The 21944-nt window shown below is 50.6% G+C and carries 16 protein-coding genes and 1 other RNA gene; 5 read left to right on the top strand and 12 right to left on the bottom strand.

The features are described 5' to 3' along the window. Positions 1 to 2: 2 nt before the first annotated feature. From EQG79_RS12940 to EQG79_RS12910, 7 genes are all read right to left on the bottom strand, one after another. On the bottom strand, positions 3 to 1058 hold the full coding sequence (locus EQG79_RS12940; RefSeq protein WP_394343310.1) for an efflux RND transporter periplasmic adaptor subunit: 1056 nt from the start codon (positions 1056 to 1058) through the stop codon (positions 3 to 5). A 31-nt stretch (positions 1059 to 1089) separates the two neighbouring features. Next, positions 1090 to 2349 (bottom strand): TolC family protein, encoded by a 1260-nt coding sequence (locus tag EQG79_RS12935; protein ID WP_129601719.1) that lies wholly within the window; start codon positions 2347 to 2349, stop codon positions 1090 to 1092. Between the two features lie 77 nt (positions 2350 to 2426). Beyond that, positions 2427 to 3803, bottom strand: coding sequence for a sensor histidine kinase (locus EQG79_RS12930; RefSeq protein WP_129601718.1), 1377 nt, complete (start codon positions 3801 to 3803; stop codon positions 2427 to 2429). 222 nt (positions 3804 to 4025) lie between these two features. Further along, positions 4026 to 4709: a response regulator transcription factor gene (locus EQG79_RS12925; protein WP_077923595.1), complete on the bottom strand. Its 684-nt coding sequence runs from the start codon at positions 4707 to 4709 to the stop codon at positions 4026 to 4028. Positions 4710 to 4842: 133 nt separating this feature from the next. Next, complete coding sequence (locus tag EQG79_RS12920; RefSeq protein ID WP_129601717.1) at positions 4843 to 7119, bottom strand: TonB-dependent receptor; 2277 nt, start codon at positions 7117 to 7119, stop codon at positions 4843 to 4845. A gap of 75 nt (positions 7120 to 7194) precedes the next feature. Further along, positions 7195 to 8508, bottom strand: a complete 1314-nt coding sequence (locus EQG79_RS12915) for a Gfo/Idh/MocA family protein (RefSeq protein ID WP_129601716.1) — start codon at positions 8506 to 8508, stop codon at positions 7195 to 7197. Positions 8509 to 8590: 82 nt separating this feature from the next. Then, complete coding sequence (locus tag EQG79_RS12910; RefSeq protein ID WP_077923599.1) at positions 8591 to 9028, bottom strand: response regulator; 438 nt, start codon at positions 9026 to 9028, stop codon at positions 8591 to 8593. A gap of 677 nt (positions 9029 to 9705) precedes the next feature. Between EQG79_RS12910 and EQG79_RS12905 the strand changes: the two genes are divergently transcribed. Both EQG79_RS12905 and EQG79_RS12900 read left to right on the top strand, forming a co-directional pair. Beyond that, positions 9706 to 10332 carry a carbonic anhydrase gene (locus EQG79_RS12905; protein WP_129601715.1) on the top strand — a complete coding sequence of 209 codons (627 nt, stop codon included), beginning with the start codon at positions 9706 to 9708 and terminating at the stop codon, positions 10330 to 10332. Between the two features lie 972 nt (positions 10333 to 11304). Next, positions 11305 to 12504: an MFS transporter gene (locus EQG79_RS12900; RefSeq protein WP_129601714.1), complete on the top strand. Its 1200-nt coding sequence runs from the start codon at positions 11305 to 11307 to the stop codon at positions 12502 to 12504. Positions 12505 to 13626: 1122 nt separating this feature from the next. Here the strand turns inward: EQG79_RS12900 and EQG79_RS12895 are convergent. Both EQG79_RS12895 and EQG79_RS12890 read right to left on the bottom strand, forming a co-directional pair. After that, positions 13627 to 14718: a hypothetical protein gene (locus tag EQG79_RS12895; RefSeq protein WP_129601713.1), complete on the bottom strand. Its 1092-nt coding sequence runs from the start codon at positions 14716 to 14718 to the stop codon at positions 13627 to 13629. Between the two features lie 84 nt (positions 14719 to 14802). Beyond that, a complete protein-coding gene (locus tag EQG79_RS12890) occupies positions 14803 to 15417 on the bottom strand; it encodes a hypothetical protein (protein ID WP_129601712.1) in 615 nt (204 codons plus the stop codon). Positions 15418 to 16015: 598 nt separating this feature from the next. Here EQG79_RS12890 and EQG79_RS12885 point away from each other — a divergent pair. Both EQG79_RS12885 and EQG79_RS12880 read left to right on the top strand, forming a co-directional pair. Continuing rightward, on the top strand, positions 16016 to 16822 hold the full coding sequence (locus tag EQG79_RS12885; RefSeq protein ID WP_129601711.1) for an ATP-grasp domain-containing protein: 807 nt from the start codon (positions 16016 to 16018) through the stop codon (positions 16820 to 16822). A 20-nt stretch (positions 16823 to 16842) separates the two neighbouring features. Beyond that, the gene (locus tag EQG79_RS12880; RefSeq protein ID WP_129601710.1) at positions 16843 to 17022 is read left to right on the top strand and encodes a hypothetical protein; all 180 of its coding nucleotides are present in this window, start codon (positions 16843 to 16845) and stop codon (positions 17020 to 17022) included. 145 nt (positions 17023 to 17167) lie between these two features. Here EQG79_RS12880 and EQG79_RS12875 read toward each other — a convergent pair whose 3' ends face one another. Together EQG79_RS12875 and ssrA are read right to left on the bottom strand one after the other, a co-directional pair. Continuing rightward, complete coding sequence (locus tag EQG79_RS12875; protein WP_129601709.1) at positions 17168 to 19546, bottom strand: hypothetical protein; 2379 nt, start codon at positions 19544 to 19546, stop codon at positions 17168 to 17170. A gap of 98 nt (positions 19547 to 19644) precedes the next feature. Then, positions 19645 to 20018, bottom strand: a transfer-messenger RNA (tmRNA) gene (gene ssrA / locus EQG79_RS12870). Between the two features lie 170 nt (positions 20019 to 20188). Here ssrA and EQG79_RS12865 point away from each other — a divergent pair. Then, positions 20189 to 20830 carry a hypothetical protein gene (locus tag EQG79_RS12865; RefSeq protein WP_077920938.1) on the top strand — a complete coding sequence of 214 codons (642 nt, stop codon included), beginning with the start codon at positions 20189 to 20191 and terminating at the stop codon, positions 20828 to 20830. Between the two features lie 35 nt (positions 20831 to 20865). On the opposite strand, the gene EQG79_RS12860 is transcribed toward EQG79_RS12865, so the two are convergent. Further along, positions 20866 to 21852 (bottom strand): alpha/beta hydrolase family protein, encoded by a 987-nt coding sequence (locus tag EQG79_RS12860; protein WP_129601708.1) that lies wholly within the window; start codon positions 21850 to 21852, stop codon positions 20866 to 20868. Between the last annotated feature and the right edge of the window lie 92 nt (positions 21853 to 21944).

Genomic DNA, 21944 nt, shown 5'->3' with positions numbered 1-21944 from the left:
GATTAGTCGTTGAGGGCATCGTATACCAGCAATTGATCCTTTGAAATGATGCGTTCGCCCGGTTTCAGTCCCGTGCGGATATAAGCTAGTTTACCCAGCGACTTGTAGACATCAACCTCGCGGGTTTCCAGATCGGTGCGACTCCGAAACACCATCACGTAGTGTTTCGAGCGGTCGAAGATGACCGAGCCGGCCGGGATCGCTGGCATCTGCATACCGTCGTCGTAGCGGAGGGTAACCGTAGCGTGCATTTCGGGTTTCAGCTTCAGGGCGGGATTTGGCAGCCGGATCCGGACGGTCAGGGCTTTGGTGCCGGGGTCGAGCACGGAATAGATTTTATCGACCTGGCCACTGAAGCGATCATCGGGGTAACTCAGGGTCTGCACGTCGGCCGTCATCCCCGTCCGGATTCTGGAGATATCCGATTCGTTGACATTGGCCAGTACCCATACGTCGCTGATCTGCCCGATGGTGAACAGATTATCGGCCTTATCGGAGCGGAGCTGCATGTCGCGGTTGACGTTTTTTTCAATGACGTAGCCGTCGATCGGCGCTTTAACCAGATAGGTCGATGTGTTGCCCAGCCCGTAGATCCGGAAGACCTCCCGCAGCCGATTCACTTCGGCTTTGGCTTTATCGACCTCTTTCTGGGCCGCCGTCACCTGGGGCTGCGCGGCCAGCTTGCTCTCCAGCAGATCCTGCGCCACCAGCAGGTTCTTCTCGGCCAGCAGCAGATCCGACTGCGCCTGCAGCGACTGCCGTTCCAGGTCGGCCACCTCACCGGAGCGGATCACGGCCAGCGTCTGCCCTTTCCGGACATAGTCGCCCAGCTCGACCTTGACGTCCTCTACGTTACCACCCACCAGTGGGTACACCTTGATAACCCGGTTTTCGTCGGAGACGACCTTTCCGACCAGCGTCAACTCCGACCGAACCGGTTGTATCCGCACCGAATCGAGCGCAATGCGGCTGAGCATGGTATCGGAGAGCATAAACGCGTTTGCCTCTTCGGGCGGGGATGCCGGCTGGCAGGCCAGTGTCGATGTCAGCAGCGCCATGAGCCAGCCCGTTTGTGTCAGGTAGTTCATATCAGTTAAATAAATCAAGACCCAGGAGGTAATTCAGTTCTTCGTACGTGCTGACCCGGTCAGCTTTCAGCCGATTCAGCTCCCGCAGGCTTTCGTTATAGGTTTCAATAAGGTCGACAAATTCGATCAGGGAGATATTGCCTTTCTGGAAGCTGAGCAGAACTCCTTTATTCAGTTCGTCGAACTGATTCGTGAACCGGCCGGTAACCGACTGCAGTTGCTGTTCTACCGCGCGCACCTTCTGCAGGGAGGCCATCACCTCATTGCCGATCTGGATTACCCGCTGCCGTTCCAGCCCCTGCTGGTACCCGATCTGGGAGCGGGCCGCGGCAATAGCGCCCTGGTTTCGGTTGAAGACGGGGAGGTCGACCGATAGACCCAGGCCGACGTAATGGGGAACGTAACTTCCCGCCTGGTCGTAGGTGCCGCCCACCCGTATATCGGGCCGGGCCAGTGCCCGTTGCAGATTGAGGTTAAGTTCAGCCTGTCGGGTCAGGGAGTTGGCCACCCGCAGGTCGGGCCGGTGTTGCAGCGCCAGTTGCCGCAGCGAATCATCAGGCACCGTGGGCAGCCGGTACGTTGGGAGGCCTTCGTCAGAAACCAGCGGCCGGATGGGTAGCTCAACCGACAGCAGCGTCTGGAGCACCCGCTGGTCATCGGCCAGCTGCAACTGAATCTCGGTCCGGTCGTTGCTGAGCTGGAACAAGAGCGCTTTCAGCCGGAGCACCTCCCGCAGCGATACATTATTGCGGGTATATTCCCGCTCGTAGCCGTCAACGGTCGACTGCAGGGTCGCGAGCTGCTGCGTAAACCGGGCCAGCGTCTGGCGCGCAAAGTAGAGCCCGTAGAACCGGCTGCGCAGTTCGTAGCGGAGGCCGCGCAGCAGATCAAGCAGTTCCAGCTCGGTAAGCCGGGTGGCCTCGGTAGCCAGGGCAATCCGTTTGTTACGCTTCCCCGCCGTGTAGAGCAGCTGTTCGATGGTAACAATCGTCTGCCCCTGCGAACCAACGTCGAGCACCTTCCTCCGATCCGGATTGTAGGTACTGATTTCAAACCCGACGGTCGGGTTATCGTACAGGCGGGCCTGAATCAGCTGTGCCTGGCTGGCATCGACCCGAAAGCGTTCGGCCAGCAGTAAGAGGTTGTTGGCCAGAAACAGACTGTCCGCCTGCCGCCGGGACAACACCAGCGAATCCTGAGCCCGGGCCCGGGTCAACAGACCCGGCAATAACCCCAAAAAAAGAACTAAGAAAAACCGCATCACCAAAAACAGATAATCTGTCCGCAAAGGTCTGGACGATTACAGGGGTGATGCCGGGAAAAGCCTTTAGAATAAAATTAGATTTTGGTTACGCCGGGCAACCAGACGCTGAAGGTACTGCCAGCGCCCGGTTGGCTATGGAGGCTGATTATACCCTGATGAAGCTCGACAATCTGGCGGCAGATCGCCAGCCCGATGCCAAAACCGGTATAGGGTATGGCACTTTCGGCCCGGTAGAAGGGGTCAAAAATACGCGTCTGCTCATCGGGCGCTATGCCGATGCCGGTATCGGTCACGGTGAGCAGACACCCGTTATCATGCGCCACCAGACTGACCCGGGCCCGGTGATCGGCGGAGTATTTACAGGCGTTGTCGCACAGGTTCAGCACCACCCGCTGCAGCAGGGTCGCTTCGCCCAGCACCAGCAGATCGGCCTCGTTTTCGGGCAGGCTATCGTACTGAATAGCAACCGCGTAGTCCGGTCGAACCGCCAGCAGTTCATCCTGCGCTGCAAATACAACCTCGTCCAGCCGCACCGGGGTCAGCGTGGTTCGATCGGCCTGTTCAATGGTTCGGGCCAGAAAAAGCAGGCTGTTGGTAAGGGCTACCAGTCGGTCGGTATCCGTTTGCAGGTTCTGGAACGTCAGCTGATCGGCTTCGGCCTGTCGGGGGCGGTTGAGCCCCAGCTGAACTTCGAGTTTAAGGGCGGCCAGGGGTGTTCGGAGTTCGTGGCTGGCGTGGGAAACAAAGCTACGCTGCTGGTCGAAGGCCGACTCGAGCCGGTTCAGCACGGCGTTGAAGTTAGCCGCCAGCTGCTCGATCTCGTCCTGCTTCTTGCCTTCGTCGAGCCGCTGACGCAGGTTGCGGGCCGTTATGCTCTGGACCTGCTGGTTGATGTGCGCCACGGGCCGCAGCGCCCGACCCACGTAAATACGCCCCAGCCATACGGTTAGCCCCAACCCGCCCACCAGGCCCCAGAGCAGGGCCAGCCCCAGATTCTGCAGCTTACTTTGTCCGTACTGATCGTGGGCCGAAGCCAGCACCACAACCAGCTGATCGCCCCGCGGCACCGTGATGCCGATCAGTTCGTTGGCTCCGTTGTAGGTTTCGACCTCCCCCTCCTGCCGAACCTGTTCCAGCAACTCACGATTAAACGACACGGGATGATCATCGACACTACTGTACACCAGCCGGTTGTCATGATCAAACACCAGCACCTTTTCATCGATGAGAGCCGATATGGTATTCCGGTCAATGATTTTCAGCAGGGCCTGGTCGACCTCGTTTACTTCGATCAGCAGGCGAGCGGTGGTGCGGGCTTTGCTCTTCAGCCGCTCGTAGAACTCCTCCCGCCGGTAGGTCGCCGAGGCTACATAAACGACCACCGAAAACACCACCAGGATGGTAGCGACGATGAGCGAAAACCGGATAAGTAGTCGATTTCGGATGGTCATTGGTTACAGGCTGAGCAGCTGCCGGGCCAGTCTCCACGGAAGATCAGCAGATAATCCGACCGCCGATGAACCGGGTGGGGGCCAGCGAAAACCCTACTCAGTTCATCGGTCAGGGCGGTATTTATTGATGAAGCGGATACAAACTAAAGTCCGCCACCTTAGAAGAGCCTGAGTTTGCGCTTAGAAAAAACTTAGATTTTTACGGTCCTGGACAAGAACATCTTATCCTTCTTTTATCATGTACCCATAGCCAGAGCGGGTATGGATGAGTTTCGGCTCGAAGTTGCGATCGATCTTCCGGCGGAGGTAGTTGATGTAGACCTCTACCACGTTGGTACCGGGATCGAAATGCAGGTTCCAGACGCGTTCGGTGAGGTCTTTTTTGGATATGACCTGACCGGGATGGCGCATCAGTTGCTCCAGCAGGTTAAACTCCTTGCTCGTCAGTTCGATAGACTGTCCGTGGCGGCTCACCTGCTTGGTGGCCGGATTGACAACCAGGTCCGCCACCTGCAGCACCTCCTGACCAACGGTCTCTTCCTGGCGGTCAAGCCGGCGAAAGCAGGCCGCTACCCGGGCGTTCAGTTCTCTCAGGTCAAAGGGCTTTACGATATAATCGTCGGCCCCGCGACTCAGTCCCAGCACTTTATCCTCTACTTCACCCAGGGCGGTCAGCATGAGTATGGGGAGAGCGGGTTTGGCCTGTCTAACGTCGTGGCAGATCGAGAACCCGCTGAGACCCGGCAGGTTGATATCCAGTATGAGCATATCGATCGGGTTCTGCAGGGCTGCTTCCCGACCCAGCTGACCATCGTACACCACCTCCGTTTCGTAGCCTTCACCCGATAACCCCTGGCTGATGGTCTGCGCAATCCGGCGGTCATCTTCAACGATTAAAATCTTCATGGCAGTAAACGGTTGAACCAGTCATGTCCATTCAATCCGACTACAAAGATAGATCAACCTGATTACATGTGTGCCCTATGACCGATCTGACCCGGCCCGCCGGTGGGCCTCGGTCCGGCGAAACCCCGGATTGCTACCAGCAATACGTCAGGCTGAGCCGGGCAAAAAAGGGCGTGCCGGGCGTGAAATGAATTTCATCGACGGGCGCCGTTTCGTCCCGCAACCGACTTTCGGTAGCAAACTGCGTTTCTTTCCAGCGTACGTTGAACAGGTTCTGCACCGACAGGCCCAGCTGGTAGTGCTTCCGGGCATAGTTCAGCTGCAGGTCATTCACAACATACCCGCGGGCTACCAGCGAATTATCCTCGTTAGCCGGTCGGTTCGCCAGGTACCGATACCGAACAGAACCACTCAGCCCCGTGCTGGTCTGGAGCGACAGCCCTCCGGCCGACGTAAACGTTGGCGCCAGCGGCAGGTAGTTTTGGCCCGCTTCGGCGCCCAGGGCCCGGGGGCGTGCCGTATTCAGGTCCAGGTCGGCATAGAGGGTACGGGTCAGCTGGTAACGCGCCGACAGGTCGATGCCCAGCCGACGCGACCGGCCACTGGGCTCAACCACACCCTCGTCGCCGACGTAAACGAATTCCTGCTCCAGCCAGAGGTACCAGGCCGCAGCATTGATCAGCAGCCGCGGCAAGGGTTTGACCAGCACCCCCAGATCGGTGCCGTAGGCGGCCGGCAGAATCTCACGGCCATTTTGGGGGACAACGACCCGGGCGTCGTTCGAATGAAAACCCCGGCCCGTATTGAGGTAGAGCTGCAGGGCCGGGCTGGCGGTGTAGTAAAGATTCAGTTTAGGCGACAGGATTCCCTGGGTGGCGCTTCGGGCGGGATCGGGCGTGGCGAGCAGGTCGGTATACTGGCTCCTGAACAGGTCATAGCGAAGTCCGGCGTTGAGGCTGAACCGACTACTTAGCTGAATCAGCTCGTCGGCGTAGAGGGCCGCGTTCAGTTCGTTGACGTTGCCGTACTGCAGCGGGTTCAGGGTTACGATCCGATCGCGGGTGTGCGACAGCTCGGAACCGCGGGTTATGTCCTGCCGGTACTGCGCCCCGAGGGTGGTTGTCCACTGGCTGCGGCCAATCGCTGTCCGGGTCGAATAGCTGCCTGTATAGCCAAACAGGTTTCGCCGTTCTTTCTGCCGGATCTGGTCTCCGTTTACGGTATCGATTCTGAAAAAGGTAAAGTTGGAATACAGCTCGAAGGCGTAGTTACTGTAGTAAAACTGGTTCCGGATGATATGATTCCGGGGCGTAACGGTAACCAGCTGCACGTTGGCATTGGTGCGGCTGGTTTCTCCCCCTTCGGTCGGGTCGATGGAACCGAACCAGCCAATCAACCCCGCGTCGACTGCCCGATCCGGAATCTGGCCCGAGTGGTTCCAGCGGCTCCAGAACGTAGATCCCGTCAGGGTAAGATTCGTCGAAGCCCCCAGGTGGCCGTGGTATTTGCCCAGCACGTTGACCCGGTTGAACTGCTGCGGGTTGTCGAAATACGAATCGCTGTACGAGTATTCGCCCGCCAGATAAGCCGACTGACTGGTTGCGGGCCGGGGCGTTGATGGGGTTCGGTTCAGGTTCAGCAGATCCAGTCCGGCCACGGCGCGGTAGGTATTATACTGGCCGGCTTCCAGCTTGGCGAACGATCGGTCGAGTACGGTTCGGGTCCGGAAGTCGACCCAGCCGGCCGTGGCCAGATTACCCTTATCGGTTTGATAGGGTCCTTTCTTGAACTCCACCCCTTCTACCAGTTCCGGGATGACAAAATGGAGGTCGGCATACCCCTGTCCATGCGCATGGGAGACCATGTTGACCGGCATCCCGTCGACGGTCAGGCGGATGTCGGTGCCGTGATCGAGGTCGAAGCCGCGCAAAAAAATCTGCTCGGCTTTGCCCCCGCCGGCATGCTGACCGATAAAAAGGCCCGGCACCAGCCGGAGAATTTCCTGCGAGTTAACGATCGGCCGAAGCCGGATGTCCAGGTTACTGATCAGCTGCTGATCGTGCGCGCGCAGGGCCGATACGGTCACTTCACCCAGGGCCACGGGCGCCGTTGACAGGCTGATGGTAACGGCTACTGTCTGGTCATCCAGTACGGTTACCTCTCTTTGAAACGAAGCATAGCCCAGGTGAGACAATTCAATCCGGTAGGGAGCTGCGGGCAGGTGATCGAACCGAAACTGGCCCAGTTCGTTGGTTACGGTGGCCCGGCCCAGGCCCGTCAGCTGCACGGTCACCCCTGACAGGGGCTGGCGGGTCGTCTGGTCGGTTACTGTCCCCGCTATGGTACCCAGGTGGGCATAGGCCCGCGAGGCTACCAGCAGGAAGGCGAAGATAAAGACAAGCTGTTTCATAAGAGGAGCACGAAAATAAGCCCTCCGGCCCGAATCGCATCCAGTATCCGACCAAATGGATAGAGAGTATGCCTCCTATAGCTTCGGCAACACCCAGGGGGCCCGGTACTGCGCCCTGGCCAACTCACTGGCTTTCTGATTGTTCAGGACAGAGCGGGTTGTTTCGTCCCAGAAGAGCTGCTGGCCCAGCCGGTGGGCTATGTTGCCGAGTTGAGCGTTCAGCGCTACATGCCGACCGGCTTCAACCGGACAATTGGGTGACTGTCGGCTCCGGACGCAGTCGATAAAGTTCTGCGTGTGCCGGTCCAGGTCCTTTCCGTCGCCGTACTGCGGAGGCATGGCCTGGGTCATGAACCGACCGTTTTCTACTTCCGGCAACACCTCCCACTTCCCCCGGTCAATAACTACCGTTCCCCGGTTGCCGATGAACGCCACGCCATGATCCCGGTCGTAGGGCCCCCGCCCTATTCCTAGCGACTGCTCCCAGAGCAACGGAAACGTGCCGAAATCGTACAGCACCTGCAGGGTATCGGGGGTTTCGCCCGCGTGGTTGGGAAAGCCGAACCGACCGCCGAGGGCCTGTACCGAGCGGGGGGCGGTGACCTGCATCCCCCACAGGGCTATATCGATCATGTGCGCGCCCCAGTCGGTCATCAGCCCTCCCGCATAATCCCAGAAATAACGAAAACTGCCGTGGAAGCGGTTGCGGTTAAACGGCCGCCGGGTTGCCGGTCCCAGCCACATGTCGTAATCGACTCCGGTCGGTACGGGTTCGTCGGGTCGCCCGGGGAAGGTTTTCCCGTAGGGCATGTACGCCCACGTTTTCACGGATCGTATGTTCCCTATCTGGCCGGATTGTACGTAGTCGATAGCCTGTTTCCAGTGAGGGCCGGACCGCTGCCACTGCCCTACCTGCACCACCCGTTTATACCGCTGTACGGCGGCCACCATGGTATCACACTCCTCGATGCTATTGGCCAGTGGCTTTTCAACGTAGACGTCTTTCCCGGCCTGGCAGGCATAGACCATAGGCAGGCAATGCCAGTGGTCCGGCGTGCCGATAATGACAACGTCAATGTCTTTGTTGTCGAGCAGCTGGCGGAAGTCGGTATACAGCCTGGGGGTTGTACCGGGCGTTCGCTTGTCGAGTTCGGCCGCCCGGCGGGTCAGCACGTTCTGATCCACATCGCAAAGGGCTATGCAACGCAGGCCGGGCAGTTTGAGCATGGACATCAGATCGGTCCAGCCCATACTGTTACAGCCGATGAGCCCCACCGACACCTGGTCGGCCGCTGCGGTGCGGGTTGGCTGGTGAATAACGCCCGGCAGGGCGGCACTGGCAGCCAGTTGGGTGGTATGGTGCAGAAACTGTCGGCGGGTGGTCGGCATACGGTCGGTTCGGGCAGGTGGTGACTCTCCCCTAAAAGTCAGCCAGACCGGCTTTCTTTACTCATGCCGGCGCCAGGCCGATCTAGCAGCAGCCCGCCGGCTGATCCGGTACGCAGTTACCCAGCAGCCAGTCCTGCCGAAGTTTCAGCACGACCTTATTATACTGCTCAATGGTTGATGGTTTGGTGATGAACCCGCTGGCCTTGAGCTGGGCCGCCTGTTGTTTGTCGCGGGCGTGATCGGATGTTGTCAGTACCACTACCGGAATAGTGGCGTAGGTCTTATGCTGACGGAGGTGGGCCAGCGTCTCCAGCCCGCTCATCTGGGGCATATTCAGGTCCAGCAGGATCAGGTTGGGCAAAGCAGGGGCTTCGGCCAGCGCATCGAGCAGGGCCATGCCACTTGTCAACGGCTTAAGCTGACACTCCGGACTGTATTGTGAAAAAACCTGCTGAATGATAAACAGATCGTCCTCATCATCGTCGACGATGAAAACGCAGTCCTTATTACGATGAGGCATGGTGGTACAACTTGCTTTGCGGGCTTATAACTAGCATCAAGCCGCTCTGGTTCCTGGTTTACTCATGGATTACGGATGCATATATACGCACAATCGCCTAAATCGGGCTAATTACTGGTGTATTAGCCATTTATACGGACTGGCGAGCGTACTATATTTTTTACATACAGGTAAGGTTACCTCATTCAGCCTGGGGAAAACTGCCGAGTGTCAAGTTACGGGTAGACTAATTCTTGTTCCCGGCTCGAAGAACCCGTTACTGACTCGTAATGCGGTGGCCATTTCGTTGCCTGTCCTACCGGGCTGGTACTTCCAGTGTATAATGACTGGCAAGTGCCGACTCCCCAACAGCACACGACCAGTCAACATCTTTAACCCTGCGGGCAGATTCTGCACATGGAGCCGCAAAAATTCAGGTTGACAACAAAAATAAACAGCTGATAATTAATGATTTATTTCCAGATGTGCGGACAATAAATACCGGACTATTCTATAAAAAACAGGACTGTTCAGGGCTGTCAATTGACCCAAGCCGGGGCTAGTAACCGGGTATTAAATTGAAGAGCTGGTTTCCGGTAAAATTCCCTGTAGTACATCCGTCGGTTCAAACAGAACGTACTGAGGTTAGTTTATCTATTAATTTCGCACAAGATTATTATCAACGTAAAACGAGCAGGATGGATATCGCACGCATTTTCGAAAACAACGAAACCTGGGTTCAGCAGAAGCTACATGTCGAACCAGATTACTTTAGTGATCTCTCCAAAGGACAAACACCCGATATCTTATACATCGGTTGTTCCGACAGCCGTGTATCGGCAGAAGAACTGATGGGCGTATCGCCCGGTGAGGTGTTTGTCCTCAGAAACATTGCTAACATGGTTCCGAATACGGATCTGAGTGTCATGTCAGTTGTGAACTATGCCGTATTACATCTCAAGGTAAAACATATTGTCGTGTGCGGCCATTACTATTGCGGGGGTGTGCAGGCCGCCATGCAATCCGAAGACCTGGGCATACTGAACCCCTGGCTTAGAAATATTCGGGATGTGTACAGAATGCACCGGGAGGAGCTGAATGCTATCCAGGATGAGGAACAGCGCTACAAACGGTTGGTAGAGCTCAATGTGGAAGAGCAGTGTATCAATGTGCTCAAAACGGCCGAAGTGCAGCAAGCCCGCCGGGATCGCGACATTACCATCCATGGCTGGGTGTTTGACGTACACTCCGGAAAGTTAATTGACTTGCAGATTGACTTTATTAAAGTGCTCGAAAACATTAAAGAAATTTATCGTCTGGACTAAAGTTAGTTCTGTTGCTACAGGGGCCGCTTAAACATTATTACTTCTTCATTCAGTGCATAACTACGAAGCTACGCTATCGTTTTTTAACGGGTTGCTTATCTTCCTGGTCATGCACTGCCTGAAGGGTTACGAATTATAATAAGAAACATACCATCCTACTTTACACACCACAATTAATCTAACTAACACAATTAATTAGCTAGACCCATCACAATGTATTGATTCACAACCGCTACTGGTAGGCTCGATTGCCTATATCAATGGATATATTATCACCTTAACCAACAAATTCACCATTTTATTTTTCTGAAATAATAGGCGGGCAAATTTTATTCTTTGTCTATAGCGTTTACTGATCCTTGATAGTTTACAGTTAGAATTTACCTGATTTTTTCAGCATTTTACTTCACACTAGTTTCTGAATGTGGGTTATTGGAGGCAGGTGTTTTCAGCCTTCTGTTATTGCTATACCTACCAGCCCCGCGACGGCGGCCCGGCCTAAGAGGTTGTTTGGGGAAGGTATCTGCTGAGGTTAGTCGGCTCGAATGGGCCGGCCTTTTCTACCCCCCAGCCCCCTAAAGGGGGAGCCGTCCGCGCCGAATGGGCTCCTGCAGCGGCCGACCGTCCCTTTAGGGAGCTGGGGGTGTAAAACGGGCTGTCTGCGTGGCTTTATCTTCTTAACCACCCTTTCCCAAACAACCTCCCAGGCGGCTGTGGGTGAGCGTTAAATCCGGCTTTTTGAACAGCCTATAAATCACCTCCAGGGCAATTCAGGCCTGATGGCTTCATAACGCTGGTCATCTTCCGTTGTTCGGCTCAGCCCCGCCAAACGATTCATAAGGGGGTCTGTCTATGCCTGCGTCCTGCACGTCAACGCAACATAGTCGGGGAACCTGATAACCGTTTGTTTGTATCTTGCTTCCCGAACAGCAGACTCACTGTTCACTACACAACCAAAGACTCTCCAGCGCTATGCAGGCAAACCTGGGACTATCAACAGCAGACGTAGTCAAAGCCCGTTTCGCTACTCAGCTGATCTTTTTCGTTTGCGGCCTGGGTATGGCCAGTTGGGCCCCGATGGTGCCCCTCGCCAAAGACCGGCTCCAGTTAAATGATGCCAATTTGGGGTTGTTGTTATTGATGCTGGGAGCCGGAGCTATGCTCATGATGCCTACTTCAGGCTGGCTGGTGAGCCGTTTCGGGAGCCGGATTGTCATGGCCAGTGCCGCCCTGGTCATGGCCTTTACCCTGCCCCTGCTGTTGCTCCTCTCCTCGACCCTACCGATGGCTATAACCCTCTTCGTATTCGGTTCAGCCATCGGCACTATCGACGTAGCCATGAACGCCCAGGGCGTACACGTGCAAAACCTATATGGAAAACAGATTATGTCGTCCCTGCATGGTCTCTTTAGCGTGGGCGGGCTTTTCGGTTCGCTGGGGTTAGGCTTCCTGATTAAGCTGGGACTCAACCCCGTCTATGCCACCGGGAGTATTGCCGTGCTGATCGTTGTCATCACCGGCACCCAGTACACGAAATTATTTCCTGCCGATATTGAGCAACGGGCGATGGCTCAGTTTACAACCGGGCCGAGTGAGCCGGCAGAAACCAGGCGGCCTCTTGCCTGGTTAAACGGCAGCGTGTTATTTCTGGGGTTTATGTGTTTCGCTGTTTTTTTGGCCGAAGGGGCCATCCTCGACTGGAGTGCCATCTTTTTACGGGACAACCAGGGCGTTGACGCCGAACTTGCCGGATCAGGTTATGCAGCTTTCTCGGTGGCCATGGCCACCATGCGGCTGGTCGGCGACAGGCTCGTGACCCGATTAAGTGGCAAAACCGTAGTAGTAGGTGGCAGTATACTGGGTGCAGTTGGCTTAACGGTCGCAGTTTTTAGTCCCTGGGTATGGGGCACGCTGGTGGGTTTTGTGCTGCTTGGTTTGGGTGTTGCCAACGTGGTTCCGATATTTTTCAGCGCAGCGGGTCGATTGCCGGGTATTGCGCCTACGGTGAGCATACCGGTTATTACAACCATTGGCTATACCGGCTTACTGGCCGGACCCGCTTTACTGGGTTTTATCGCCTACCAATTTTCACTCCCGGCCGCGTTGTGCTTCGTCGCCCTGCTCCTCTTAGCCGTAGCGCTGGCCTATCAAATGAACGGGAAAACAAACTGAGTCACCCCAGCTCATGCAGCCCAGGTATTCTATTGTTCGACCATGACGATTCGACCCAGCAGGAGCGCGGGTAGATGTACAGTCGGGCGCGCTTCGCTTTGAACCCACAAACCCATCTTCTTTTCAGCAGCTGTCACAAAATGACCTACCTACTTTTACTTCAACTTGGCCTTTTTGTTAGTGGTATATCTTTTACCAGGCAGAACTGTCGGCAGATGTATATCATTCCTTACACATCGAAGCAAGGTCAGGTTGATCCCTTTGGCGTAACCGATTTAGTGAGAAATCATTTTCAGCAACAGGGTTTTGCCATACTATCGGCTCCTTTATCTACAATCGAACCAGCCTGTCAATATTACCAGTGCAGGGTATCCCACACGGAAAACTACTGGCAATTCAAGCGAGATTCGGTTTATCTGACTATCTCTGACCAAACCGGAAACGTTGTGGGTCGTTTTTACGGGGTGAGCGGGAAAACAGCGCTTACGTTTCGATCAGGATACGCTACCGCTACAACCAGGGCTTTACGCAACGCGGAACAGTTTCGTTTTTATCGATAAGCTCAGAACAAAAACCTGTTTTAGCTTCTGTTCACTCCTGTATACTGGCTAGTAAAAATAAAAGGTAAGCTCCATATTAAAGTTAATATAGCAGTAGTTGATTGCCTACCCTCTTTCAGAGCATAATCATGTTCATAGTTAGCTCGTAGCCAGGTTAAGTAGGCATATTCACGAAGTATAAGTACGAGGTTTTTCATACGTTGAGTAAGCGCTGATACGTTTGTAAAATCTTAGCTACGCAAGTATTTACGAAGGGCTTTAATACCCAAAATACCCACCGTTATGCCGACGATATAAGCGATAAGCTGTAAGACTAAGATTAGCCAGGGAAAGTAAAGAAAAGCTGGATTGTGTAACATAATTTGAGTTGTATACGTTTTTTTATCGGCTCCCCGCTTTGGTGATCGGCCACACGATTTTGGAGAAATGCAATTACAAAACGCTCTCTTGGCAGTGCATCCTGAATTGCAGGATGCCAAGGGACAATTTCATAACAAATTTCACATAAAGAAAATAGGCTGAGAATGCAGAGAAATTATAGCCCAACCTAATCATTATTTATTCAAAAACGAGGGTGAAGTTCGTGCCAGTCAAGTAAGGTAAGCTTATCGTTTTTCAGCACCAAAAGACTCACCTCACGATAGCGGCCAATGCCGTAAAAATCTAAATTAATTACGTAAATTCCATCATAGTTGGTCGTTGCTGGTTGATGTGTATAGAGGCCATCGTTAAATAAAGCATCAACAACAGTGAACGTAGAACCCAGTAGACTTACCAAACAAGTTCGATCCAAAATGTGAGCCAGATAGAAAATTTGTTGGTCACGCGCTACTCCTCCGAATAGCTGGACCCCGTATAGATCAAACAGGGTGGTAGACTTACTCAAACTATTGGTTGCAGCAACCCGGCTGGCCGGCTTACCTGCCCATGCTGGTAAGGAATGAGGATCACCAATCAATTGCTTGTCAGCACTACCCATGCCATGTCCGAGACTAGACATTACTTCATAACCCGCTGAGCTACGACGAACCCAAACTGCACAGGTGGATTCCATCCAGTAAGTCTTTTTCGTCTGCTTATCAAAGAAGAAGACCCGCCCCCCAAATTCGCCGTTACATTCGTTGTAAACCAGATACGTAGCATCTTCAAATAATTTAGGCCGTTCGCCAAATGGAATGGACTTCTTGTAGGGTCGCCATCTATTGTCAGTTGTGAGCTGCCAATATTGTCCGGCTGCTAATCCAATTAGTTGACCATCCACCAACCAATGCCGTTTAAACCGCTTCGTGTTCAGCGTTTTCTCTAATGCCAGGTTTCGTTGCCAATCATCGATAGTAAAACAAGCAAAGTAGCCAGGGCTAAATAAACTGATCAGGTTATTGCGATAAAGTATTGAGTACGAAATAGGGTACTTATCAGCGCTAAACGGATTGGTTACTACGCGACGCTGTTTGGTTAGATGCAAAGCCGTATCCGCCAGGACAACCTTGTACTTTTCAGTAACCAGTAAGTTGGGAAGTCGAAGGGTATCTTTTCTGTACGAATGTAGTTCGTCAAAGTGACTGATGAGTTGATTAAAGGTCGTATCAATTGGTTTATTGCCCGCAAAACGCTGTATTTTTTGCCCGAAACCAGACGAAAATGCAGCCAGCATAAGCAGTATATTGGTAAGAACCTTTACCGGTTGCATTGCCTGGTTAAATTAGGGTTCAGAACTTGTTGTATCAGTATTTTCAGGTTAAGTAGTCTGCTTCTTTTTTACCGAAAAGTTGAGTTTACCACGCTTAAAATGCATTGATCGAGAATCTCCGTTGTCAGCTTGAAAACGTATATCAAACTTACCCTTAACGGAACCACTAACCGAGTCATAACGGGTCACTCTGAGCCATCCTTCAGCCTGTTTATACACTGCGGAATTAATTTTTTCAACTCCCAGGGTAATATAATTACTACGAACGCCTGTTGGCCCCAGGGAGTCAGCCAAGCTAGATGGAAAAACCTTGTAACGACCTGTCTGAAGTGGAATATTGCCAATGAGAAGCGTTTGTGTTTGTCTACAAGGTTCCTGACAGCCAGTGGGTTTGTTGATAGGTTTCCGCTTTAGTTCAGGGTGAGGAAGATCGGTGATAAAAATTAAGCTAACCTTATTCCCATAGTATAATTTAGGACTGCCATTTAAAAAAGAGCCAAACCAAGCCGATTGGTTGAGTGAAGCTCTGACTGGGAGCGACCTTGAACAAGATGTAAACAGAGTTAGTAAAAGAAGTAAACCAATCTGTTGACACACATCTCGCTGTTTGATATATAGTCTCTGCCAAGAGTATCCTGTTACAGAGTGGTTTGACGCAGTCATACTCATTCTCGTCGTAAGACAGATCTAGATTAAGCAGGTACCTGTCGGTCTGATCCAGGCTGCTGGGGTGCCCTTAACGGAAGTGCGCTCTCCATCGTTTGTGGCTTTACCCCTGCACAAACACTCGTTTGCTTCCAGCCGGATTGATCGGCCATCATTTGAAAGGTCAAGATAGGACGATACCGGTTATAAACATATGTTCTGTAGACCAAATCAATAATTGATTAGTTAATTTTTGTTTCCCCCCTGCTCGGCCAGTGCCCGCCTGGCTGCTTCGTACCGGTCGACAACAGCACCTGTTTTCAACCGACTGGCGAAATCGACTTGCTGCCGGGTACCTGGTTTCAACCAATACACCATTCCGCCCAAGCGGTGCTGTAGCGATGTTGACCCCCGATCAGGAAGAAGTGCAAGAACAAACCGCCCCTCGGCCGTGCAGCCTAAATTGCACGATGCCGAGGGGCGGTTTATAACTAATCTTATGTTAGTAGATGACTTAGTACATTGATCTTTAATGTAACTTCCTACTTCTCCAACTAGCTCTTCGGGAATAGGCTGTTCAGATGAAATCATAATATAGTAGTGTAGTGGACCGGCTATTGGCCTACTAGTTGCCCACGATAAGCTTTGGACGAGCCAGGTACTCAGCGCCAGCAAAGTACGTACCCCTTTGACAGTATTTGCCGTGCGATCGAATCACGTGGCCTTTGCTATCGATAAAGTCAGTGGCTTGCCGGTTGTGGCCAAGCAGCTCACTGGCTCTCAAGGTGCTGGTGTGTCTATCCTGGAAACTCCATTAGCCGCCAACACGACGATGGAAAGTTTTTACAAAGCCAGCATTCCCGTGAAGCTACAACGCTTTGTGAAAGCACAGAACAGCACTAGTGGTAATCCGACCGACATAAGGGCTATCGTTGTTGGAGATAAGGTTGTATCAGCAATGGAGCGAACGGCCAGCCAGGGCGATTTTAGGGCTAATCTATCAAAAGGTGGTAGCGGTCGCTCCATCACATTGAGTGACGAGGAAACTGCCATGTGTATTAAAGCATCTCAAGCAGTTGGCCTTGAGTTTTCAGGGGTGGATCTGATTCGGGAGAAAATGGGCAAAACCTACGTCACAGAAGTAAACGGCAATCCAGGCACGGGTATCATTGACATCACTAAAAAGAACCACTTCGTTGACTTAATTAGATTTATCGAAACTAAGTCTAAGAAGAAAGAAAATATTCCGGCTCCTGTGCCTTTACCTGACGCTGATAAAGACGAAAAGCAACAACAGGAAAATGAAGAAGAAGCATCATTAAAAAGGTACAAAGAATTGTCGGCCAAACAGGAGAAAAGTAGATTAGATTATAATGAATCTGCTTTATTATCTTTTTTCAAAAAGAAGTTTGGAAGTATTTAACCCTATAAAAACAACTATCAATGGCACAAGAACGAGATATTATGAGCACGTTTAAAAAGCTTTCACGGATCAATAAAGAAGGGGGCACAATGAGTTCAGAAGAACGTAATTGGTTTGAAGAAATAAAGAAAAAGAGTAAAAACTTTGAAGATCAAGCAAATGCAAGCATGAAAACTACTAAATTAAATTTAAAAGATTGAATAAAAGTAAGAATGTTTAACTTATTGTAATTAACAACACTAAATAGCTTAAGTTGAGCTATTTAGTGTTGTTAATTAACCAGAGTAGCCATTAAGTATATTATAATAGCAAAAGTTATCAAACTACATATAGATAATAACTTTTTTACTCGATGTCTATGCTTGTAGAACTTATCACTTTTGAATTTTCCTGTAACTGTTTTTTCCTAGGAAAATTTCCCCAAAACTTTAAATAGCTTGATCCTTCTTCATATTTAAAGCGAAGAAGTTCATGAGAATTGCCAATTCTTATTATAGGTACTATTATTTGAGGATTTTTGAAACCTGGTAAATTACTACCCGAAAATTCAAAAGTCGGCTGCAAACTAATGTTTCTACCTTTGTAATCCTCATATTCATATTTAACTCTGTTAAACTTATCAATAATAGTTGATTTAAATAAATATACATTCGGATAAATACCATTAATCTCGATTTTATTCACAATATCTTCTACAATATTACATGCATTTAATATTTCTTCCTGTGATGGAAAATTATCTCTTTTATGCTGAGTTCTATTCCTAACTGATAAAACTTTAAATTTAGAAAAACTTCTAGGTATCTCAGATATGAAATCAGATAATATCTTGTAATTACTTGGCTTTACGTCAAACAGATATTTTTTATTTTCAAAAGGAAAGCTTATGAGATCTGTTTTATGCCAAAAAATCGGCATTCCCTCTTTACTCCTCACATATTTCCCTGATTGATTATCGAGTAAATCTTTACAGATTTCTAAAAGTGCTGTAAATCCCTCTGTCAAAGGAAACAATGTATTCTTGCCTTTTTTATCAAATATCAAAGGATCATTAGAACCTACCTTGTATCCATTTAATTGATCACACATAAAATCTCTTGCGTCATCAAAATTGTAATTAAATTTAGTTTCCTTAAAATGATCTGACAATAAGGTCCATGTTATAAAGGATAAAGTTTGCTCTAGAATTTCTTCTAAAGAAATCCAAAAATTTACTGCTACACTTCTTATTTTCTCCTTATCCGCGTCATTAAATGCGATACAGCTTCTTGTTACTTCCTTGAATTTTTGTAACCTTTCCCAAAATTTTTGCAAATAGTTAGGATATATGTTTATATCGAAACCTAACTTCCATAAAATTTTGTCAACTAGAACTTCTTCTTGTTCTATCGTAAGTGGCATTTCAAAATGCCCAATGAGAGTTTTAAACGTTTGAGAGATTTGAGTTGGACCAGCTAAAATAGTCTCTCTTATAATCTTTCTAGGTTCTTCCTCTAAAGTGTAAGCTTCTATCTTTTCTTTTAATGTTTCTCTATCAAAATATCTGAGTTTCCAATCAAGTTGTTGTTGTAAAGAAGGTTCATTATAAATTTTATTAATTAAACTATTTAATTGGCGTAATCCTAGATTCGATTCTGTAGATACAGGTCTAATGCCAAGTTTATTGTATTCATGGTATATACTATAAAAACCTTTACCCGACTTATTAACTGATCTTCGTATTTCAGTAGGAGGAATAATGATAATTTGAGCGTCAATTAATCGTTCCAAAGCTTGAATAATTTTCTCATCATATTCAAGTAATAATAGTTGATATGAGGTATCTTTTTCAAGAAGCTTAACGATTTCCTCAGAAGATCCTTTTAAAAACTTGCTAGCCGGAAAAGAGGCTCTTAATTCTTTATTATTGTCAATTAAATTCTTCAAAAGTAATCTTACTTCTTTCGTCCCAAGAGTATTTACGATTAATGATGAAGTTTCAGTAATCCTATTACTATCATAATAAAATTCTTCACTCTCTACCAAATTATCATAAAACTCAGCCCAATCTGAAGGATTATTATTAGAAAAATAACGTCTAATTGAGGACAATATGTTATTTATAATATGTTGCCCCGAGGACAAGTATACATGATGAAAATTTGAACATGATATATTTGAACAATGATAAAGCTTTACTCGCTTAGTTGGGGGGATCAGCCTATTTGTTTTGCCCTTAATTAAGCCTAGTGGTCCAACTATATAATTATAAACCTGAAACACACCTTTGGGCGTATTATCTAATAATTTTAAGACATCATCGTTTAAAATAAAATTTGACTGCTCTGTAAAATCATCAAAATATTTATCATATAAAACCCTACCATAAACCCAAGGATATAAAACAGAACCATCTAAGATTTGTTTATTCAATTGATTTTCTATTTCTTGAACATTAGTCGATGAAATATCAATCAGTAATTCTTCATGGTAGAATTCAATGAAAAGGCAAAATTTAATAATTTCGTCTGAAATTTCTATATTTTCATTTTTTACTTTTTCAAAAATTTCAGACCCATAAGTACTCAAAACAACTGCATCATTAAATGATGGTGAGACAACATAACTATCTCTTATTATAGTATATTCAAATAGTAACTTTAAGCTAAATAAATTTTTAAATTTACTAATAAATATCTCATCTGTAAAAAATCCTTTCAATTCATCAGCTTTGTACTTTTTCATTTCATTAAAATATAAATAGGTGAGATAGTTTAATGTGTCCACAAGTGTTACCCAAGAAAAACCCCGAAATCAGATTGATTTCGGGGTTTTTGCGGTTTTTGTGGAGACGGAGAGATTCGAACTCTCGTCCAGTCAAGGAACCCGTCGTGCCTTCTACATGCTTAGCCGCGATTGGGATTGTCGGGAATCGGGCAGGATCGCGTCAGGCCAACCCTCATCCGTAGGTGCTTGTGTCTTACTCAGCCGTTAACACCATAAACTGAGCCAGCGCTGCGAGTCGATGCCTCCTGATCCAGCCAGCAGCACGTAGGCCGGGGAGACAATGGCTATTGCTTAATCCTCCGGATTAGGCAGCCATGGCGTAGTTATATTCGCCAGTTATTGTTTTGACGATTTGTTTGGGCGGGAAATACCGTCAACTCCCGGCATGCTTACACGCGACCTCAGCAAGCTGTCAATTCCGGTCGTCCCCAGTGTGAACACCCGGCAGGGCGTGTCTATAAACAACATCGGCCCTACCCGCTTGGTTCACTGATTGGCTCACATTTTTGTCGTCATATTGTGCCCGAATAGCAAACTTATTCGTTCTGAATTAGTTATGCCGCTACCCCGGTCCGTACCGGCCTACGCTCTTCATCACCAATGACACTGACACCGTTCGAAACAAACCTTTACCAGCTGCTGACCCCTTTTTTTGACGGACATGGCTATGCGCTCATTCCCGAAAAGAAGCAGTACCGCCACCAGACTCCGCAGGGGTTTCTGAATGTCATCCTCTCGCCCTCGTTCTACGACAGCGAGACGCTGCTCGAAGTTAATTTTGGCTGCCGCAACCAGCAGGTGGAGCAGATCGCCCAGCAGTTTCTCAACAACCTGGTCGATTTCCGCTCCGATGCCAATACCCTCATCATCTCCATCGGCAAGTTCACCGAGCGGCTCTATTTCCGGTACAAAATCGGCTCCCCGGCCGACCTGGCCGCGGTCTGCGACGAAATCCGCGTTTTTTTCGATACTTACGGCTTCGCTTTTCTGCAGGATGCCTGTAGCCTGCCCACCCTCGACCGGCTGTTCAACGAACAGGCGAATCAGCCCTGTCCCTACGTCTACAACCAGGCCCACCGCTGCTACAAAGGGCTGATCGTGGCCCGACTCAACCACAATCCCCATTTCGACGGGCTCATCGATGCGTATCGGCATGTGCTGGTCCGCCAGACCCAGAACCCCTATGAACAGATGAACTTCGAGCGGCTGATTGCTTACCTCAATCACTACTCGGCCAACTGATCTCTAATCTACCGCAGGCGCGGACCCGGCAGGCGCTACGGCCGTATGAACCCCACTATACCGGCAACCAGTCCGGGAGTTAGCGGATAGTTCGGGTCCGTATAGGTTCGCAGGTGCTCGAGCCCGCTGGCAGGGGCGTCTTTCAGGACGTGGTTCATCTGGTCGAACAGCAGCAGCCGGGCGTCGGGGCGGGCGGCTTTCAGCGCTTCGGCTTCGCTGACGGCCACCTGCAGATCGTGCCGGCCGTTGATGATCAGGATAGCACCGGGCACATCTTTGAGTACCAGGGCGGGGTCGTACTGCATCCAGGATATCATGGCGGGCTGTAGTTTCGGGTGCAGCACCATCAGCGCGCTTTTTTCGGGTGCCGTAACCCGCTGACCGGCCCGCAGGGAGTCGAGGTCGCGGTAGGCCAGCGCGCGGGCGGGTTCGGGCAGTTGCTGCAACTGGGTTTTGAGCACCTCGGCAATGTTACGTCCCGCCCCGGCCAGGGAGATGAATCCGGCGGGTTTGGTTGCCCGGGCCGCCAGCATACCCACCAGCGAACCTTCCGAGTGCCCGGCAACGTAAACCCGGCTAAACCGTTTGTCGGCCTGCAGCTGCCGGATAAACCCCACCGCATCCTGTACATAGTAATCGAAGCGATGGTCTTCGGGCTTTATCAGCGCACTGCTAGCCAGGGTATTGGACCCCGACCCGCGTTTGTCGTACCGGGCTACGGCAATCCCATTTTTAACCAGGCTGTCGGCCAGCAGACGATACGTAGCGGCTTTGAGCGTACCCAGGCCCGCAATCTGGCTCGGGCTGTTTCCGTCGCGGTCGGTGGCGCCCGAGCCGGCAATCAGCAGCACGACCGCCACCGGTTTATGGGTGTCAGCGGGCAGGCTCAGGGTTCCCTCCAGGGTCAGACTCAGGCCAGCCGGTACGGTGGTGATGTATCGGATGGGTTCGGTCGTTTGGGCTACAGCAGACCCGGCTCCCAGGCTTACCAGGACTACCAACAGACGATGAAAGATGCGCATGAGACAATAGGTGAGTGCCCGAAGACAGGAACGGGCTCGTTCGTGCCGGAAGGTAAACCAGGAATACAGGACGGCAACCATCTACCTACCAA

The organism is Spirosoma sordidisoli (assembly GCF_004138325.1).
Classification (GTDB): domain Bacteria; phylum Bacteroidota; class Bacteroidia; order Cytophagales; family Spirosomataceae; genus Spirosoma; species Spirosoma sordidisoli.
The sequence above is the reverse complement of the archived record's forward strand: the minus strand, read 5'-3'. Positions and strand labels throughout refer to the sequence as shown.

Bases quoted from the DNA above. Each gene is read 5' to 3' on its own strand.
- EQG79_RS12860 (WP_129601708.1), bottom strand. From the start codon at position 21,852: ATGCGCATCTTTCATCGTCTGTTGGTAGTCCTGGTAAGCCTGGGAGCC.
- EQG79_RS12910 (WP_077923599.1), bottom strand. From the start codon at position 9,028: ATGCCTCATCGTAATAAGGACTGCGTTTTCATCGTCGACGATGATGAG.
- EQG79_RS12925 (WP_077923595.1), bottom strand. From the start codon at position 4,709: ATGAAGATTTTAATCGTTGAAGATGACCGCCGGATTGCGCAGACCATC.
- EQG79_RS12875 (WP_129601709.1), bottom strand. From the start codon at position 19,546: ATGAAAAAGTACAAAGCTGATGAATTGAAAGGATTTTTTACAGATGAG.
- EQG79_RS12865 (WP_077920938.1), top strand. From the start codon at position 20,189: ATGACACTGACACCGTTCGAAACAAACCTTTACCAGCTGCTGACCCCT.
- EQG79_RS12930 (WP_129601718.1), bottom strand. From the start codon at position 3,803: ATGACCATCCGAAATCGACTACTTATCCGGTTTTCGCTCATCGTCGCT.
- EQG79_RS12915 (WP_129601716.1), bottom strand. From the start codon at position 8,508: ATGCCGACCACCCGCCGACAGTTTCTGCACCATACCACCCAACTGGCT.
- EQG79_RS12900 (WP_129601714.1), top strand. From the start codon at position 11,305: ATGCAGGCAAACCTGGGACTATCAACAGCAGACGTAGTCAAAGCCCGT.
- EQG79_RS12890 (WP_129601712.1), bottom strand. From the start codon at position 15,417: ATGACTGCGTCAAACCACTCTGTAACAGGATACTCTTGGCAGAGACTA.
- EQG79_RS12880 (WP_129601710.1), top strand. From the start codon at position 16,843: ATGGCACAAGAACGAGATATTATGAGCACGTTTAAAAAGCTTTCACGG.
- EQG79_RS12905 (WP_129601715.1), top strand. From the start codon at position 9,706: ATGGATATCGCACGCATTTTCGAAAACAACGAAACCTGGGTTCAGCAG.
- EQG79_RS12920 (WP_129601717.1), bottom strand. From the start codon at position 7,119: ATGAAACAGCTTGTCTTTATCTTCGCCTTCCTGCTGGTAGCCTCGCGG.
- EQG79_RS12940 (WP_394343310.1), bottom strand. From the start codon at position 1,058: ATGGCGCTGCTGACATCGACACTGGCCTGCCAGCCGGCATCCCCGCCC.
- EQG79_RS12895 (WP_129601713.1), bottom strand. From the start codon at position 14,718: ATGCTGGCTGCATTTTCGTCTGGTTTCGGGCAAAAAATACAGCGTTTT.
- EQG79_RS12935 (WP_129601719.1), bottom strand. From the start codon at position 2,349: ATGCGGTTTTTCTTAGTTCTTTTTTTGGGGTTATTGCCGGGTCTGTTG.